Origin of the sequence: Pseudoalteromonas arctica A 37-1-2, assembly GCF_000238395.3 — a bacterium.
GTDB classification, from domain to species: Bacteria; Pseudomonadota; Gammaproteobacteria; order Enterobacterales; family Alteromonadaceae; genus Pseudoalteromonas; species Pseudoalteromonas arctica.
On sequence record NZ_CP011025.1, the window covers coordinates 2,788,145 to 2,805,075 of the forward strand.

A 16,931-nucleotide genomic window follows, 5' to 3' on the forward strand; every position below is an offset into this window, starting at 1 on the left:
CAAACCTCCTTAATCGTCTTCATTCTGTATGTTTTCATCATTTTCTTCACGCTTATATATATAAGTTTGCTGAGTTTTAAAACCAAACCCTAGAGTCTTGTCATTTACTAACTGAATCTTACCATCGACAATAGTTAAACCAGGACCCTTTATTTCAGGTGGCTTCATTGGGTTTTCAGCATCTTTACCTTTAATACCAGGCCCTATTAAATAAAACTGACTTTCTTGTGTTACGTCAACGGTTGGGTTGTCATCGCATTTACCATCTCCATTAACATCTACACATGAAGGGCCTTCACCAAAGTATAACTGAGGTGTATCTGGTACATCATAGCTGGTTGTAAATTTAAGGTCGTCATACACTTTCGTACCATAATGTAGGTGAAATGCGTATAAAGACCCACCACCACCACTTAGTGAACATTGGTTTTCAGTCGATGTACCTGATGCAGGTGTGAAACTTGTAAAATAAGCAACACCTCCAATAACTGTAGCAGCAGCTAGCGACTTTTCACCCGTTCCTAGCTCATATCTCCAGCCGTTAAGTTTAGCCAAATCAACTTCCAAATCAACAAAATCATCAACGTCATCTAACGCATTACCAAATGGGTCTGAATTCATTTGCATCAAATCAGTAGGCACAATAGTATCTGGAGCATTAGTTTTATACGATTTGGTAACTGTATTTTCATCTCTGATCATAAACAATTGATTTTTCTCATTGGTGCCGGTTGGTTTAGAACGGTTACCACTGCCTATAACAATTGCATCGTAAGGTGTATCTAAGCGCGTGGTAACTACTTCCCCTTTTTCGCCGGTGGTTTGAGTTACTTTGCTATAAATTGTACGTGCTACGAGTGGCTGGTAAAAAAAGCGTCTGTCTTCAGTTGCTTTATTACTACCAAGCTCAGCTAATTTATAATGACTAAACTCCTCACTATTACTACCTGGCATATCTACACGCCAAATATTCCCACCGGTATCTGCCGCATAAATTCGGTCTATATATCCATCATAATCCGAGTCGAGTGTCGTTATATCAGCCGCAATACTGTGTTTACCTTTAAAGCCATTAATACCCGGTGTTAATGCCCATACTCTTTTACCGGTTTCAGCTTCAACAATATAGATACCTCGCCCTATATCATCTTCACTGCGTATCGCTTCATCTTTCTTAGTATCATAACCGGCACCAAAAACTAATAAGGGTTTATCCCCAAAGGCTTTAATGTAGGCTATTTGTGGTTTAGACCATGTTTGTGCAAGCTCTACAAAATCACCTTTCCCGCCTTCAATTGGTTTATCCCATAATTTTTTAGGCTTTTCATCAGGGTTTGTTATATCAAGTCCGTAGTAATTTTTACCGCCTCTGCGCATTCCAGCAAATGCCCAAACGACATCATCGTCGGAGGCATTATTACCCAAGTACACTCTAATAGGACCATCCATACCGTATACTTTTGTGTCGTCTTTGTTATTACGAAGAGGTTTGATAATGTCATACAAAGCAGAAGGGATGAATGCCCAGCTTTCGCTAACGGTATTACCACTATCTTTGAACATATGTAAAAAGCCAGCGTTGGTACCAATAAGAATACGAACATCATCATTACCATAATCGATTGCAACAGGTTTAGAGTGTAGAGGGTCACCAAAAATATCTTTTCGCTGGTCAACGCTAGACCCATCGCCATCTTCATCATCAACATCAATACCCATCGCCCATTTAACGTCATTACTCGATAAGCTGAGCGGGTTGTTATCAACCAAGTTGAGAATATCACTCACAACAGAAGTATTAAAATCTACTATAGCTCCCTGTTTATCAGTGTATAAATTACGGCTACCGGAATCTAATGTCGTTAAATGAAGGTTCACACCGCCTTGAGCAACTAAATTACCATCTGCTGGCTCGTTATCTGGCAACCAGAATGTTTTCGCATTTTCATCAATTAAACCATTTTCATCAAGTGCCGATAGTCCTTTTGAGTCAACAATCTGACTCCCTGATACTTTCAGCTTTTTTAGGTTGCCACGCCAGCGAGCACCGGTTTCTGGATAAAACATCGCGAAATAAATAGCATCGCGGCTACGTGTTTGATCTACATTATTACTAGCTACTGATGGCGATGAAAAACTATCATTTACTTCTCTAATTCTTGAAATTGTATTTTTTAAAGCTTCTGAAAGTGCTTCAGCGGTTTTTGCTTCTATATACTGCCCACCACCTACACTTGCCGCTTTATCGAGTAAATCAATCCCTCCTTGACTCATACCAGTACCAAAACCAATGGTGTAAAGGCGCCCTGTATCTAACACATCACTTGTTGGTGTATATAAATCGACTTGTGTATCTGACGTTCCATGTAAAATTTTCGCCATTGCAACTAAATAACTATTGCTGTAGTACCCATCGTCAAAAGGTATATTGTCAGTAAATAGATCGTTATGGACATCTGCAATTTGGCTATCTCTTCCACTATCGCTAGTAGGATCACCATCAGTCATCACAATAACATTGATTGAATTATCACAACGTAATGGTTCACCATCCTTTTGCTTAAACGGTGATTCATAAGTTTTGTTGTTATCTATACTTTTATCACGATCGTCATTCCCACTGGCAAAATCAAGATTCTGTCCGGTAATGTAACGGTAGGCTTCCCATAACGTCTCCGTTATTGGTGTAGCGCCACTTGCAGGTAAATCATTAATTTTTTGTAATATATTAGCTTTATCTGCACCAACGCCTGCTAGTACATATCCACCTGAGCCACCATTAAATCGCATTAATCCAAAGTCAATATCATCATTATCACCGACCAGCTGTTTGATCGCATTCTGTGCAACGTTTAGCCGACTATCATTACATATATTGTCATAGTAATTGTTACTGTAATTGTAATCGTACCCATTTGTTGTTGGTCCATTATAAAATCGACCTAACTTGGTGCCTGAGTTAACTTTTTTGAAGCAATCTTTTGTATCGCGAGAGCCTGAGCTCTCAAAACATGTGCTTTGATAAAACCGAGGATTACTTGTTGAGCCTCCATCCCATTGATAACACTGCTTTCCGTCTATAACATCCCAAGCCATACTTCCAGAAGTATCAAAAATCATCATTACACGTGGTTTTTCATCAGTTTCTACATCGTGATTTACATACAGCTCTATATCTTCAGCAACAACTGACATACTGAGCGTTAATCCCAATAATGGGGTAAGTACTTTATTTAATTTAAATTTCATCTTAAATCCCCTTACCCGTACTGGCCATCTCTTGAGCTATACCCGTTACTATAGTTAACTGGTGCTTGCTTTTAGAGCCATATTCTATCGTAGTAGATACTTGAACCATGTTGCATGAAACACCCGCTGTAAAACTATAACTACGAGGGCAATTAAGTTCTAGTAACCCATTATTTAAGTTCGTCATTATGCTTTTCATTTCACTATCAGCCAGTGAAATATCTTTCCTTTTTTCTGTATATTCTTCATCGTTTTTATTTATTAAAATTGTTACAGCCTCTTCCTGGGTAAGAAAAAAATCACTCGCTGCACCTCGACTTGCTTCTGTTGCAATCAGCTTTTGTACTTCACCAATTAATTCATTTTCAGCGACTTCTCGCTCTTGTGCGGCATTTGTTATTTTAATATCAATTGTACTACTACTCATAAGAGTAACTGCAATGCCGGTAACAGCTATCACCATAATTAATGCGGTTAAAAGCACCACACCTTGTTGCTTACTTGGTAACAACTTTAAATTTTCCATAGATTACCTCCAACATTACTTAAACGAATAGTTGTTGTAAAAACAGTGCGTCTATAATTATCATTAAAAGTTAGATCTCGTTTACCTGCACCTTCACCTAAGGTATATTTTTGATTTTTTATTTTTAAGCCCGGATCTGGTTGCAATGCTCTAACTAGTAAAAACACTTGTACAGTTAAAATACCTTTACGGTTTTCCCATTCAGAAGAGGCTATTTTTTCAATGCTTTTATAAGTGTCAACCTTGCTATCACTGTTAGTATCAAGACCAAAAATAAAACGCATGTTTTCAACACCTTCCATTATCGTTTCATTGGTCATTTTTCCTTTTACTAATCGTTTTCGTTTTAATACAGGTACTTTTATTTTTTTATTATTAACTTCATACTCTTGCTCTGAAATATAATAAACGTGATGAGTATATGGCCATATAGTTACATTATCGTTTGTCGGAGTATATTCACCAGTTACAAATTTCGCTTGCTCTTGCTCAGCAATAAAGAAATAGACTGCGCTATTATCTTTACCCGTTGTTTTGTTTTCATAAGTAATTGTGCCATCATCATTATAGGTAGGCACATATTGTAAGTTACCTTGTAGAAACTTGAGTTGAAGAATATCACTCCCTTGAGTTGCATCACCTATACAGTTTAATTCACTTGTACTTTCAGCTGTTTCTGCATATATAGTACGAAAATTACTACTACTGGTTAAATCTGGAAAACTTCCGTTATTAGTTCCATCAGCACCAACGCAATCTTTAGTGGGTGCTAAAGAGCTAACTGTTGTATTTACAGCTGTGAACGAGTCATCGTAATAAGTTCCCCAAAAACCTACTTGCTCAATATCACGTTGCATAATATTTATAGCTAAGCGTCCTGACTCTTGGAGTTCACCTATTGCCATTGTGTCTTTTGTGGTTAATTTCATACTAATAAAAGTAAACATAACGCCACCTAAAATCAAACCACCAATAAATAGTGAAATCATAACTTCTACAAGAGTAAACCCTTTTTGCTTCATGTTAGCTCCTCACATATATGTAGCTGGTTAAAACCACTAAGCGACGTTTGTTATTAGCCTTATCGCCACAAGCTACTTTTCCAGTATCTGTATTTGCTTTAAACTCTTGTCGCCCTTGCCACGATATAACGACTTCAATATTAAACCCTTTACCGCCCGTATTAGCGGCTGAGGTTTGGCTAATACACACGGTGGCATCATCTAAGGAGCCGGTACTATATTTATCCTCAGTACTACGTGCGCTGATAGCACGCTTCCATTGTGCCACGTCCAGAGATACTATCTGCTCAGTGTCACACTCACTATCACTAGCAAAGCAAGCTGATGATTCGGTCTCCTTGCTATCACTTTTTATTGCTTTATCGCCGTTATAAGAACCATAAAGTTTAATAGAGGTAATGGTATCGTTAGCTCGAATGCGCTGCACAATATCAGTACCAAGCGCAACGGCGGCTGCACGCTGCATAGAGTCAAAGCTCGCCTGCTTTGCTTTTGCTTGCAAGGCAACTGCACCTAAAAGGCCAAAACTAAGAATAATAAATGCAATTAGCACTTCAATCAGAGTGAAGCCTCTTTGCACTTTTACGTGAGGTGATTGCATAATAAAACCAAATAAAAATTATCTGATTATAAGTTTATGTTATTTATTTGAGGAATCAATGAGGACTAAGACAAGCGGTTATATTTGTTGATAAACGGTTAATTAAATCTATTTACTTAATAACACCGTTGATAATTAAGGCTCAAATGTATTGAAATCAGGGGAGAGGTTAATTGCAAGGTAAGCCTAAAGCGTATTTTTAACTAATTTAAGCTCGCGGCGGCTCACTGGCAATAACTCACTGCACCCTTGTAGCTCAATCATATGATTGCTATTCCCTTTTGAATGCAAAGCAATTACTTTTTGTTTATTAACCAATGTATTGCGATGAATTCGCAAAACATATGTGGGATATTGCAGCTCTAATTGCTTTAGGCTTTGCTCCAGTAAAGCTTCTCCACCACTGAATATCATTTTGGTATACTTTTCTTCGGCACTAAAATACAAAACATCATTTATATCAACACTACGAAGAGTGCCAGCTAGCTGATAAGAGATTTTTACATTTTGTTGTTTTTGAATATGTACTTTATTTAAACGCCCGACTTGCTTAAGTACCTTTTGCAATGATTGCTCTGTAATAGGTTTAACTAAATAACCTGCAGCACTTAGCTGTAAAGCATCGAAGGCGTGCTCAGGGTGGGCAGTTATAAAAACAATAGCAGGAGGTAGAGTTAAACTATTGAGCTCATTAGCAACTTGTAAACCATTCATACCTGGCATATCAACATCTAAAAAAATCAAATCTGGCGTTTGCTTTTTAGCAAGTACTAGGGCTTCATTACCATTACTTGCCTCACCTTGTACAACTATACTTTTATCGTGTGTTAACAAACGGATTAAGCGCGATCTCGCAAGAGGTTCATCATCAACAATGAGTACGTTCATACACTGCCCTCAATTAGTTTAGGTATCACAACCTTGACCCTAAACACATCATTTTTATTAGTAATTGTTAGCTGTGCTTTATTTTTATAATAAATATTTAATCGCTGGCGAATATTTTCAAGTGCCATTCCGTTATTAGGCCTAGTTTGAGCATTAGAAATTGTTATAGGGTTGGAAACAATCATAGTTATATAGCCGGTAGTGATATGTAGCTCTACTTTTATTTCTGCACCATGCTCACTTGTTTCAACGCCGTGGCATACCGCATTTTCAATTAATGGCTGCAGGGTTAAGCAAGGAATGCTCAATGCGGGTAGTTCATTAGGTATTTGCCAATCAACTCTTAAGCGATTACCAAAACGCCACGTTTCAAGTGCGATATATTGCTTACTCAACGTTATTTCATCTTCAAGAGATACATTTTTTCCTGAGTGCATTGCAGCCTGCGATAAGGCGGCTAATGCTAAAATAGCCTGCTCTGCCGCATCGGCATCATGATGGGTAAGCTCTGCAGCGGTGTTTAAACTATTATATAAAAAATGAGGACGTATTCTAGCTTGTAGGGCATCAAGCTCAGCACGAGAAAGCGCTTTAGTTTGCTGCTCTTTTTCAAAATGAATTAATAAAAACTGGACGAATAAAGCCGCCAGTAAAGCCACTATAATGCAATTGCGAAGTGTGAAATAAATTAGGTTATTTGTATCATCTATATCAAAAGCAAAATGAGAAAATAAAATACTAAAAATACAGGTAGATAATAAAAAAAAGGCAAAAAATAGACTTAATTGAAAAGTTTGAGTACGTTTTTGTAAGAAAAATCTACAGAAGTATAAAGAAGAGGTACCGACTAAAACAATTAAATGCATAAACAAACTAATGATCCCAAGTCGTAGCCAAATATCTCCTTCTACATTAGGTGCAAAAGCTAAAACAATAGCAATAACTTGAGAAACAATAAGCGTGGCTAATACGCCTCGCTCATTAAAAAGAGCCGAAAAAAGCAAACCATCATTTTGAAGTGACTTGCTCATAACGACTCTCCTTTAATCTAAATGTTTAATATATTTAAATTAACGTAGCTCTACAGGAACAGCAAATACTATATTTTCTACTTCACCTGGGTTCTCAACAACCTGTGTGCCACCTAGCTCTTTTAATCGGCTTATTACTTGTTGTACAAGTACTTCTGGCGCAGATGCTCCCGCAGTTACGCCAACTGATTTAGAGCCTGAAACCCACTGTTCTTGTACATCAGTTGCGTCATCAATTAAATAAGCAACTGTGCCCATTTTATCTGCAAGTTCACGTAAGCGATTAGAGTTAGAGCTATTTTTAGCGCCAACAACTAATAGCACATCAACTTTATCAGCTAGGTCACGAACAGCATCTTGACGATTTTGCGTTGCATAACAAATATCATCTTTACGAGGTCCGTCAATTGATGGAAACTTATTGCGTAGTGCATCAATAACATCTGCTGTGTCATCAACTGAGAGTGTTGTTTGGCTGCAATAAAAAAGATTTTCAGCATTTTTTACATTAAGCGCAACAACATCATCAACGGTTTCAACAAGATAAATGCCACCGGCTGAGTTATCATATTGTCCCATTGTTCCCTCTACTTCAGGGTGGCCATGGTGTCCAATTAAAATACACTCAATACCTTTACGACTCGCACGTGTAACTTCCATATGTACTTTAGTTACAAGCGGACACGTTGCATCAAATACTTTTAAATCACGACGTTTAGCCTCTGAGCGAACAGCTTGCGAAACACCATGTGCACTAAAAATAACAATGCTGTCGTCAGGTACTTGATCAAGCTCTTCAACAAATACCGCACCACGACTTTTTAATCCATCAACCACATAGCGATTGTGTACTACTTCGTGGCGAACATAGATTGGCTTTTCAAAAATATCTAGGGCACGCTCAACAATACTAATAGCACGGTCAACACCAGCGCAAAAGCCGCGTGGATTAGCTAGTAATATTTCCATTAACCTTCCACCTCAATAATATCAACTTCAAACGTTAAACGTTGGCCAGATAAAGGGTGATTAAAATCAATCGTTACCGACTCACCTTGCACTTCGCGAACTAATCCAGGAAGCTCAGTACCGTCAGGTTGAGTAAACGCAATAATTGCACCTACCTTAGCTGGTGTTTCTGGGCCAAATTTACTACGGTCAACGTAGTAAATATTATCTGGATTTGGCTGACCAAACGCATCTTCAGGTTCTAATTCAAACGTTTTACTTTCACCTGCAGTTAAACCTAATAAACACTTTTCGAAGTTTGCCGTTAAGCTGCCATCGCCCATTGTTAATTTAGCAGGTTTGTTGTGCACCTTGGTAGAATCAGCGGCAGAGCCATCTTCTAATTTAATAGAAAAATGAAAAATAACTTGCGAGTTTTCACCAATTACAGCTTGGCTCATGCTTTATGCTCCTTCGGACTCTCGCCGGTAAAGGCATCAAATAACAATAATGCTGCGCCAATGCAAATAGCGCAATCAGCAATATTGAATACAGGAAAATGTGAGTCTTTATAAAATACGTGAATAAAGTCGATTACATAACCATACGCAATACGATCGTATAAATTACCAATAGCGCCTGCAAGTACCAGTGCATAAGCACCGCATAGTACTTTGTTTGTTGCAGGTAAGCGTTTTAGCCACCACACAAGTAAAGCACTAATAGCAATAGCAATCGCACTTAAAAACCAACGCTGCCAACCACCCGCTTCACTTAAAAAGCTATAAGCAGCACCATAGTTATGCACATAAGTAATACTAAAAACAGGGAGTAAGTTTATCGACTCTTGATAAGCCATAGTCCCTACAACAAGTGTTTTACTGGCAAAGTCTATTACTAATAGTAATAGACTCAACCAAAGCCACACTAAACCACTTTTTTGGGCTAGTTTGCTCACTAAGAATAACTCCTAAGCGAATTGACGCTTTTCGCCTTCGCCGTCAACATTACTTACACAACGACCACAAATTTCAGGATGAGCAGGGTTAACACCTACATCTTCGCTGTAATGCCAACAACGCTCACATTTAGCAGCATCTGTTGCAGCAACACTAATGAATAAACCTTCAATTTCGGTAGCTTGTGTATCAGCTGGCTGACTATCAACTTCAGAAACATTTACGGCCGATGTTAATAATACAAAACGCAGTTCATCACCAAGCGCATTTAATTTAGCGGCAAGCTCTTTACCCGTAAATAAATTAACCGTTGCTTGAAGCGTTGCACCAATGACTTCTTCTTTACGTGCAGCTTCTAATAAGCGGTTTACTTCGTCGCGTACTGTTAGAATTTCTAACCAGTCATCGTTACTAAATTTGCTATTTGTTGGTGCTTGTAAGCCATCATACCAAACAGATGTAAATACGTAGTCACTACGCTCACCCGGTAAAGCTTCCCAAATTTCTTGTGCGGTAAAGCTCATAATAGGTGCCATCCAACGCGTCATTGCTTCTGCAATATGATAAAGCGCTGTTTGACAAGAACGACGTGCATGGCTGTCACTCTTAGCTGTGTACTGACGATCTTTAATAACGTCTAAATAGAACGAACCAAGCTCACCCGTACAGAAGTTCATTAGCTTTTGCGTTACTAATAGCATTTGGTAGCTATCGTATGCGGCTAAAATTTCGTCTTGCAACTGAGCAGCACGACCAACAATCCACTTATCAAGCTCAACCATATCATCAACAGCAACTTGATCAGTTTTTGGATCAAAACCATTTAGGTTAGCTAGTAAGTAACGGCTAGTGTTACGAATACGGCGGTAGCGATCGGCAGAGCGTTTAAATATTTCATCCGACACAGTCATTTCTGCCGTGTAATCGGTAGAGGCAACCCATAAACGTAGAATGTCGGCACCTAGTTTATTCATCACATTTTGTGGTGAAATAACATTACCTAGTGACTTAGACATCTTGCGGCCGTTTTCATCAACAGTAAAACCATGAGTCAATACTTGGCGGTATGGCGCATGACCATTAATAGCCACTGATGTCATCATTGATGACATAAACCAGCCACGGTGTTGATCAGAACCTTCAAGGTATAAATCAGCTGGACCAACCAAGTCTTCACGTGCGTCTACAACACATGCGTGTGAAACACCTGAGTCAAACCATACATCTAGCGTATCTTGCACTTTCATGTACTGCTTGGCATCTTCTTCACCAAGTAATGTAGCTGGTTCTAAATCGTACCATGCCTGAATACCAGATTTTTCAACTAGCTGTGCAGCTTGCTCAATGAGTTCTTGAGTATTTGGATGAAGTGCACCGGTATCTTTATCTGCAAACAATGCAATTGGCACACCCCAAGTACGTTGGCGAGATATACACCAATCTGGGCGGCTTTCAACCATGTTCGAAATACGGCTTTCGCCCCACTCTGGCAACCACTGCGTGTTTTTAATTTCTTTTAAAGAATCTTCACGCAAGTTAGCCTGATCCATACTTACAAACCATTGTGGTGTAGCACGGAAAATAATTGGTGTTTTATGGCGCCAACAATGTGGGTAACTATGAGTTATAGCATGATGATGCATTAATGCACCGTGCTCTTTTAATACTTCAATTACGCTCGCATTTGCTTTAAATACATGCTGACCTGCAAAAAGTTCAGTATCTGGTAAATAAACGCCATTAGCGCCAACAGGGTTAGCTACTTCAAGGTTGTAATTTAAACCAGCCACGAAATCTTCTTGACCATGCCCTGGTGCTGTATGTACAACACCGGTACCTGAGTCAGTCGTTACGTGTTCTGCAACAATCACGGGTACATTAAAATCATAAAAAGGATGGGCTACTTGTAAGTTTTCAAGTGCAGCACCTTTTACATAACCTAATACGTGGAAGTGATTAAAACCAAAGCGGTCCATTGCATCTTTAACAAGCTCAGAGCCTAAAATTAGACGTTGTTGTACGCCTTCATCTTCAACCTGCACCAATGCATATTCTAAATCGGCATGCACAGCTACTGCGCGGTTTGCTGGAAGCGTCCACGGTGTGGTTGTCCAAATAACAGTACCAACACTGCCTTCACCCTTGTGACCATCAGCCAAATCAAATGCACTAACAACAGCATCTTGATCAACAAATGTAAAACGTACATCAATCGCTGGTGATTGCTTATCTTGGTACTCAACTTCAGCTTCTGCTAATGCAGAACCACAATCTGTACACCAATGCACAGGCTTAGCACCTTTATGCAAATGACCTTTTTCAATAATACGACCAAGTACACGAATTGCATTCGCTTCAAAGTCAAAGTTCATTGTTAAGTAAGGCTTATCCCAATCTGCAAATACGCCTAAACGTTTAAAATCAACTTTTTGACCTTCAACTTGTTTTTTAGCGTATGCACGGCATTTTTCACGAAACTCGCTCGCGGTTACTTTTACGCCCGGCTTGCCTACTTTTTTTTCAACCATTAACTCGATTGGTAAACCATGACAATCCCAACCTGGGACTAATGGTGAATCAAAGTCAGATAATGTTTTAGACTTAACAATAATGTCTTTTAATATTTTATTAACTGAGTGGCCTAAATGGATATCGCCATTTGCATACGGAGGGCCGTCATGCAAAATAAAGGTCTTTTTACCTTTCTTAGCGCTGCGAATTTGACCGTACAGGTCGTCTTCATACCATGCTTTAAGCATTTTTGGTTCACGTTGTGCCAAATTGCCACGCATTGGAAACGGTGTTTCCGGTAAGTTCAAAGTATGTTTATAGTCGCTCATTTATCCTACATTCCGTCTCTATCGGCTACCTGATTTAAACCAAAACACTGCTTAGCGGCAGCAACATCAGTTGCTATTTGCGCCGTTAATTGTGTTAATGTCTCGAATTTTTTTTCATTGCGAAGTTTTTTTATTAACTCCACATGCATAAATTGTCCGTAAATATCCTGTGCAAAATCAAAAAGGTGAACTTCTAATAATGCACGAGTTCCATTAAATGTCGGCTTATTGCCTACATTTGCAACTCCAAAAATCTGTTTTCCTGCAATCGTTGCTTGCACTGCAAACACCCCGTTGACAGGACACACTTGGCGTTTTAGGGCAATATTTGCCGTTCTAAAACCGAGTTCACGTCCTCTTTTCCAGCCGTGTATAACACGCCCAGAAATAGCATAATCGTGACCAAGCATTATTTTAGCACTTGTTAAGTCACCAGATGCCAAAGCATCTCGTATTAAAGTGCTGCTTACTCTAGCATTTAATTGACGAAAACTCGCGGTGCTTTTTACGTCCATACCCGCTTGCTTGCCCATGCTAGCAAGTAAGTCAAAGTTACCTTGGCGCTGCTTTCCAAACTTAAAATCATCGCCAACAGTGAGAGCTTTAACACCTAACTTTTTAATCAAAATATCATTAACAAATTGCTCAGCATGCATGTTTGCAAATTGCTGATTAAAGCTAATGCAAATAACTCGCTCAATACCTAAATCACTAAGCAAACGTAGCTTATCTCGTAAGCGCGTTAGCCGTGCTGGGGCATTGTTTTTAGCAAAAAATTCTTGTGGCTGGGGTTCAAATAGCATTACAGTGCTAGACAAACTATGCGCTTTAGCATCAGTAAGTAAGCCTTTTAGTACTTCTGCGTGGCCTAAATGAACACCGTCAAAATTACCAATAGTTAACACACAACCAAAGTGGTGTGGGCGAATATTGTGTATACCTCTAATTAACTCCATGCCACCTAATGCCTTGTTTAGCGAGCTATTAATTACGACTAAAAATTAATTAAAGCCGCAGAGTTGCCGATTATAATCTTTTTTTTAGTTTGATTCAGTAATTGCTACACTTTTTATCGTATTTAGTCTAACGCCCATTAAAAATAGCATTGCAAAGTAACTAATACCTGCCAAAGCCACGAGTGCTATTAATAAGACTACCTGCTGTGTAAAAGCCCATGTAGCCCAGTAATAGTAACTGCTCACAAACCATGTAACAGCTCCCATAACCATACTTGCAACAACACATTTAAGTGTAAAGCGCATACTCATTGATGAAAACTGATACACATTTTCTTTTTTAAGCTGCCTATACAGCAAAAATGCATTACAACTAGCCGATAGCGAAGTAGCGAGTGCTAACCCTAAATAACCAATAAAAGGAGCCAGCATAATATTAAATACCATATTCAACACTAAGGTAATAATACCAATACGCACCGGCGTTTTTGTGTCTTGACGAGCATAAAAGCCAGGAGCAAGTACTTTAATCAGCATAAAGCTTACAAGCCCTACTGAATATGCGACTACGCCTAAACTTACTGCTTTAACATGATCAACACTGTCTTCTTTAAACGCACCGTGGTCGAACAATACGGTGATAATAAGCGGGCTGATGATCATTAGACCTATCATTGCTGGTAGGCCTAAAAATATAACAAAACGCACCCCCCAGTCGAGGGTATGCTGAAAGTCACTACTTTTTTTACTGCTATGTAACCTAGAGAGCGCCGGTAAAATAACTGTCGCAATACCAATACCAAATAAGCCCAATGGAAATTCAATTAAACGGTCTGAATAATAAAGCCATGCAATCGAGCCTGTCATCAGTAATGAAGCAATCATGGTATCAAGCAACAAATTAATTTGGCTAATAGATACACCAAACAAAGCAGGAAGCATAAGTTTACGTACTTTTTTTACGTTTTCGTCTTGCCATGCCCAGCGTGGACGCGCCAACATTTTTGCACGGTATAAAAATGGAAGTTGAAACAATAACTGCACAACGCCACCAATAAATACGCCAATTGCGAGAGAATAAGCCCCGACACTAAATTTATCATGTAAAAAAATTGCACACGTAATAATAGAAACATTGAGTAAAACAGGTGTAAATGCAGCAACAGCAAAACGGTTATACACGTTCATTACCGCACCACTAAGCGCAACTAAGCTTACAAAAAACAAATAAGGGAATGTAAATTTAAGTAATGAACTTGCAAGTTCAAACTTTTCGGCATTGGGTCCGCCCTGCCACCAATCTATAAACCAACCGGTGCCAAACAATGCCGCAATAACGGGTGAAGCAACAACACCTATAATAGTGACAATCAGTAAAATGGTTCCTAATGTGCCTGCTGCTTGTGCAACAAAAAGTCTGACCTTGTCGTCGCCTTGCTGTTCTTTAATTTCACTCAGCACAGGTACAAATGCTTGTGCGAAGGCACCTTCTGCAAATAAACGACGTAAAAAGTTAGGAATACGGTTAGCAAATAAAAAAACATCAGCCGCCGCACTTGCGCCTAATAAATTGGCAACAACAGCATCTCGAACGAGCCCTAAAATACGCGATATCATAGTCATACAACTAACAATCATACCGGAGCGAAATAAACCTTTTGACACCTTAAACCTACTCAAAAATCCTCAAGATAGGCGATTATGCCACAGTCTTTTTTATAAATCGCTTTAAAGCACTAGGCTGGGGGTCTGTGCTTTGTTACAATGTCGGTATTAACTGCTAAAGCGGCAAATTGATGCTCGTTATATGGTGCAGTTTTTCTTGGATTGTTAAATTTAAATTGACATCCATGATAGAAACAGGCATATTCCACGGCCTTTAATTTAAGCTTTATTTTAAGATTGTTAGGAGCAAACCTTGGCTAACATCAAGTCTGCAAAAAAACGCGCTATCACAAGCGAAAAAAACCGTCAGCACAACGCAAGCCGTCGTTCAATGATGCGCACTTACTTCAAAAAAGTAATTGTTGCTATTGAAGCGGGCGATAAAGAAGCTGCACAGCAAGCTTTTTCTGTTGCTACACCTATCCTAGACCGTTACGCAACTAAGGGTCTAATTCACAAAAACAAAGCAGCTCGTCATAAGAGCCGTATAGCAGCTAAGATTAAAGCTCTATAATTTGTTTTTGATAGAATATAAAAAACCGGCTTTTGCCGGTTTTTTTTTGTTTAAATTTTAAATGTACTTACTTTATTAGACATTTTCTAACTCTGGATAAAACTTCTTAAGCATTGCAGCTATTTTTTTAGGTGTAAATGGCTTTACTACAAACCCTTTAGCGCCTTTATCAATTGCATCCTTAACATTCTCAATACCTGAATGTGCAGATACCATAACCACATTTGTCTCTGGGCTTAATTCATTGATTTGTGCAATCAAATCTTTACCATCACCGTCTGGTAATTCAATGTCTAAAAAAATGATATTATAATTTGCAGCTTGGCACTCACTAATACATTGTGAGGCAGTAGATGCTTCCTTTACGTTATCTATCCCTAAGTGCATGAGCGTTTGGCTCAAAAAACTACGCACTGTGCTAACGTCATCTACAATTAAAATTGATAGCTGCGTATTCATCTTTATTCCTCGTAGGCTATAAGCTAACTTTAAGTTATCATAATAATTAGCTTAGTATATAAATTTACTCATTTAATTATAGAGACCTACGGAAAAAAGGCCAGATTTGCTTTATGTCTAAAACCCCAAATAAACAATCGTTGCTAGGTAAAGCACCGGCAAGAAAAAAAACAGCGCAAAAAAGAAAACCTCAGCGTTCTACTCAGCGCCCTTCACCTGGCGAGTTAAATTCCAGTGCAAAGAATGATATAAGCCAAAAAACAACGCAAAAAAAAGGACTGTTTATATCACTCGCTGTCGTTGCTGTAATTATTTTAGCTTTTCCAAAGCCTACCTTACTCACCTATAAAAAATTAGGGATGGTAAGTGAGAGTGTTTACTGGCCCGGATTCTTTGGCAAGGGGGCTACTTTAATTGATTCAAACTTACACCCCACCTATGATTCTAGCCGTGAGTCCCTTTATTTATGCAGTGACTTACAAAAACCGCAGAGCTGCCAAAAGTATCAAGTAATTGCTGATAATGGTTTATTTTCAGCAATCGGTAGCCACTTTTAGCATTAAAAAAACTAATCTGAAAATTTAAAATTACTTGGTTGAAAGGTGCGCAAAAGATCAACATAATAGCGCTCCTTTTTTCAACAACTGAACTATTGAAACGACCATGCTAAACGAGCTAGATTGGCTTTTAAATACTACACTACTTGCACTAGGTTTAGGTGCATTCTTTATTAACCAGATAACACTGCTGCGCGTTGCCGCCATTAGTGCGTGTGGTTTATTATTCTTATCATTTAGCTTAGATCTTATGTCGTCGAGTGTTATTTCAAATATGAGTTTAGTGTTGATCAATACTTTTTACTTGTTTAAAGTTTATACATTTGGGCAATTTAATGTAACCCAAAGTTAACAACTTTTCCCTAGAATATTTAATAGCCCAGCATTGCTGGGCTTTTTTTTGTTAAGAATTTAAAAATATTAAAAAGCACTTTCAATCAAGATGAAAATTAGAGCTTCAGGGGCACACAAGCACTACTGTGAAAATAATGCTTGTATACTGCTAAAAAGAGTCACGAGAAGAAACACGAAAAAAGAGGAATACATAGTAAGTAGGTTAGTCCGCTATTGTTAACTCGCTTTGGGTTTGTATTTTAGAAGGAGTATCCTCGGCATTAGCCTGATTAAACCAAGCTGAAACACCAAGTATAATAATTGAAATAATAACTAGGCTTAATTTAACGCCACTTTGACTCGATTTCATAACACCCTCTTTG

17 protein-coding genes are annotated in these 16,931 nt (G+C 38.6%); 3 read left to right on the forward strand and 14 right to left on the reverse strand.

From position 1 onward, the window contains the following. Positions 1-9: 9 nt before the first annotated feature. From PARC_RS12630 to murJ, 12 genes are all read right to left on the reverse strand, one after another. Positions 10-3,249, reverse strand: a complete 3,240-nt coding sequence (locus tag PARC_RS12630; RefSeq protein WP_010555103.1) for a pilus assembly protein — start codon at positions 3,247-3,249, stop codon at positions 10-12. A 1-nt stretch (position 3,250) separates the two neighbouring features. Further along, positions 3,251-3,775 (reverse strand): pilus assembly PilX family protein, encoded by a 525-nt coding sequence (locus PARC_RS12635; RefSeq protein ID WP_010555104.1) that lies wholly within the window; start codon positions 3,773-3,775, stop codon positions 3,251-3,253. Further along, complete coding sequence (locus tag PARC_RS12640) at positions 3,763-4,797, reverse strand: PilW family protein (RefSeq protein WP_010555105.1); 1,035 nt, start codon at positions 4,795-4,797, stop codon at positions 3,763-3,765. The genes PARC_RS12635 and PARC_RS12640 overlap by 13 nt, the downstream gene beginning before the upstream one ends. A gap of 1 nt (position 4,798) precedes the next feature. Beyond that, positions 4,799-5,398: a type IV pilus modification protein PilV gene (gene pilV, locus PARC_RS12645; protein WP_010555106.1), complete on the reverse strand. Its 600-nt coding sequence runs from the start codon at positions 5,396-5,398 to the stop codon at positions 4,799-4,801. Positions 5,399-5,584: 186 nt separating this feature from the next. Next, entirely contained in the window at positions 5,585-6,286 is a 702-nt protein-coding gene (locus tag PARC_RS12650; protein ID WP_010555107.1) for a LytR/AlgR family response regulator transcription factor, read from the reverse strand. Beyond that, positions 6,283-7,317, reverse strand: a complete 1,035-nt coding sequence (locus PARC_RS12655; protein ID WP_010555108.1) for a sensor histidine kinase — start codon at positions 7,315-7,317, stop codon at positions 6,283-6,285. The genes PARC_RS12650 and PARC_RS12655 overlap by 4 nt, the downstream gene beginning before the upstream one ends. 39 nt (positions 7,318-7,356) lie before the next feature. Beyond that, on the reverse strand, positions 7,357-8,286 hold the full coding sequence (gene ispH, locus PARC_RS12660; RefSeq protein WP_007581370.1) for a 4-hydroxy-3-methylbut-2-enyl diphosphate reductase: 930 nt from the start codon (positions 8,284-8,286) through the stop codon (positions 7,357-7,359). Continuing rightward, positions 8,286-8,726 carry an FKBP-type peptidyl-prolyl cis-trans isomerase gene (gene fkpB, locus PARC_RS12665; RefSeq protein ID WP_002958231.1) on the reverse strand — a complete coding sequence of 147 codons (441 nt, stop codon included), beginning with the start codon at positions 8,724-8,726 and terminating at the stop codon, positions 8,286-8,288. The genes ispH and fkpB overlap by 1 nt, the downstream gene beginning before the upstream one ends. Beyond that, positions 8,723-9,223, reverse strand: a complete 501-nt coding sequence (gene lspA, locus PARC_RS12670; protein WP_007376920.1) for a signal peptidase II — start codon at positions 9,221-9,223, stop codon at positions 8,723-8,725. Before lspA ends, fkpB begins: the two co-directional genes overlap by 4 nt. Positions 9,224-9,235: 12 nt before the next feature. Further along, entirely contained in the window at positions 9,236-12,064 is a 2,829-nt protein-coding gene (gene ileS / locus PARC_RS12675) for an isoleucine--tRNA ligase (RefSeq protein ID WP_010555109.1), read from the reverse strand. Positions 12,065-12,069: 5 nt separating this feature from the next. Further along, entirely contained in the window at positions 12,070-13,020 is a 951-nt protein-coding gene (gene ribF, locus PARC_RS12680; RefSeq protein WP_010555110.1) for a bifunctional riboflavin kinase/FAD synthetase, read from the reverse strand. Positions 13,021-13,104: 84 nt separating this feature from the next. Further along, positions 13,105-14,643, reverse strand: a complete 1,539-nt coding sequence (gene murJ, locus PARC_RS12685; protein ID WP_033012718.1) for a murein biosynthesis integral membrane protein MurJ — start codon at positions 14,641-14,643, stop codon at positions 13,105-13,107. 295 nt (positions 14,644-14,938) lie between these two features. Between murJ and rpsT the strand changes: the two genes are divergently transcribed. Continuing rightward, positions 14,939-15,199, forward strand: coding sequence for a 30S ribosomal protein S20 (rpsT, locus tag PARC_RS12690; RefSeq protein ID WP_002958225.1), 261 nt, complete (start codon positions 14,939-14,941; stop codon positions 15,197-15,199). 75 nt (positions 15,200-15,274) lie between these two features. On the opposite strand, the gene PARC_RS12695 is transcribed toward rpsT, so the two are convergent. Next, complete coding sequence (locus tag PARC_RS12695; RefSeq protein ID WP_008168737.1) at positions 15,275-15,658, reverse strand: response regulator; 384 nt, start codon at positions 15,656-15,658, stop codon at positions 15,275-15,277. Between the two features lie 113 nt (positions 15,659-15,771). On the opposite strand from PARC_RS12695, the gene PARC_RS12700 reads away from it, so the two are divergent. Further along, a complete protein-coding gene (locus PARC_RS12700; RefSeq protein ID WP_010555112.1) occupies positions 15,772-16,215 on the forward strand; it encodes a hypothetical protein in 444 nt (147 codons plus the stop codon). Positions 16,216-16,321: 106 nt separating this feature from the next. Further along, a complete protein-coding gene (locus tag PARC_RS12705; protein WP_002958222.1) occupies positions 16,322-16,567 on the forward strand; it encodes a hypothetical protein in 246 nt (81 codons plus the stop codon). Positions 16,568-16,771: 204 nt separating this feature from the next. Here the strand turns inward: PARC_RS12705 and PARC_RS21635 are convergent, their stop codons facing one another. Continuing rightward, positions 16,772-16,918: a hypothetical protein gene (locus tag PARC_RS21635; RefSeq protein ID WP_010555113.1), complete on the reverse strand. Its 147-nt coding sequence runs from the start codon at positions 16,916-16,918 to the stop codon at positions 16,772-16,774. Positions 16,919-16,931 lie beyond the last annotated feature (13 nt).

Excerpts from the sequence above, each read along its gene's own strand:
- PARC_RS12630 (WP_010555103.1), bottom strand. The coding sequence starts at position 3,249 with ATGAAATTTAAATTAAATAAAGTACTTACCCCATTATTGGGATTAACG.
- PARC_RS12635 (WP_010555104.1), bottom strand. The coding sequence starts at position 3,775 with ATGGAAAATTTAAAGTTGTTACCAAGTAAGCAACAAGGTGTGGTGCTT.
- PARC_RS12640 (WP_010555105.1), bottom strand. The coding sequence starts at position 4,797 with ATGAAGCAAAAAGGGTTTACTCTTGTAGAAGTTATGATTTCACTATTT.
- pilV (WP_010555106.1), bottom strand. The coding sequence starts at position 5,398 with ATGCAATCACCTCACGTAAAAGTGCAAAGAGGCTTCACTCTGATTGAA.
- PARC_RS12650 (WP_010555107.1), bottom strand. The coding sequence starts at position 6,286 with ATGAACGTACTCATTGTTGATGATGAACCTCTTGCGAGATCGCGCTTA.
- PARC_RS12655 (WP_010555108.1), bottom strand. The coding sequence starts at position 7,317 with ATGAGCAAGTCACTTCAAAATGATGGTTTGCTTTTTTCGGCTCTTTTT.
- ispH (WP_007581370.1), bottom strand. The coding sequence starts at position 8,286 with ATGGAAATATTACTAGCTAATCCACGCGGCTTTTGCGCTGGTGTTGAC.
- fkpB (WP_002958231.1), bottom strand. The coding sequence starts at position 8,726 with ATGAGCCAAGCTGTAATTGGTGAAAACTCGCAAGTTATTTTTCATTTT.
- ileS (WP_010555109.1), bottom strand. The coding sequence starts at position 12,064 with ATGAGCGACTATAAACATACTTTGAACTTACCGGAAACACCGTTTCCA.
- ribF (WP_010555110.1), bottom strand. The coding sequence starts at position 13,020 with ATGGAGTTAATTAGAGGTATACACAATATTCGCCCACACCACTTTGGT.
- murJ (WP_033012718.1), bottom strand. The coding sequence starts at position 14,643 with ATGACTATGATATCGCGTATTTTAGGGCTCGTTCGAGATGCTGTTGTT.
- PARC_RS12695 (WP_008168737.1), bottom strand. The coding sequence starts at position 15,658 with ATGAATACGCAGCTATCAATTTTAATTGTAGATGACGTTAGCACAGTG.
- PARC_RS12700 (WP_010555112.1), top strand. The coding sequence starts at position 15,772 with ATGTCTAAAACCCCAAATAAACAATCGTTGCTAGGTAAAGCACCGGCA.
- PARC_RS12705 (WP_002958222.1), top strand. The coding sequence starts at position 16,322 with ATGCTAAACGAGCTAGATTGGCTTTTAAATACTACACTACTTGCACTA.
- PARC_RS21635 (WP_010555113.1), bottom strand. The coding sequence starts at position 16,918 with ATGAAATCGAGTCAAAGTGGCGTTAAATTAAGCCTAGTTATTATTTCA.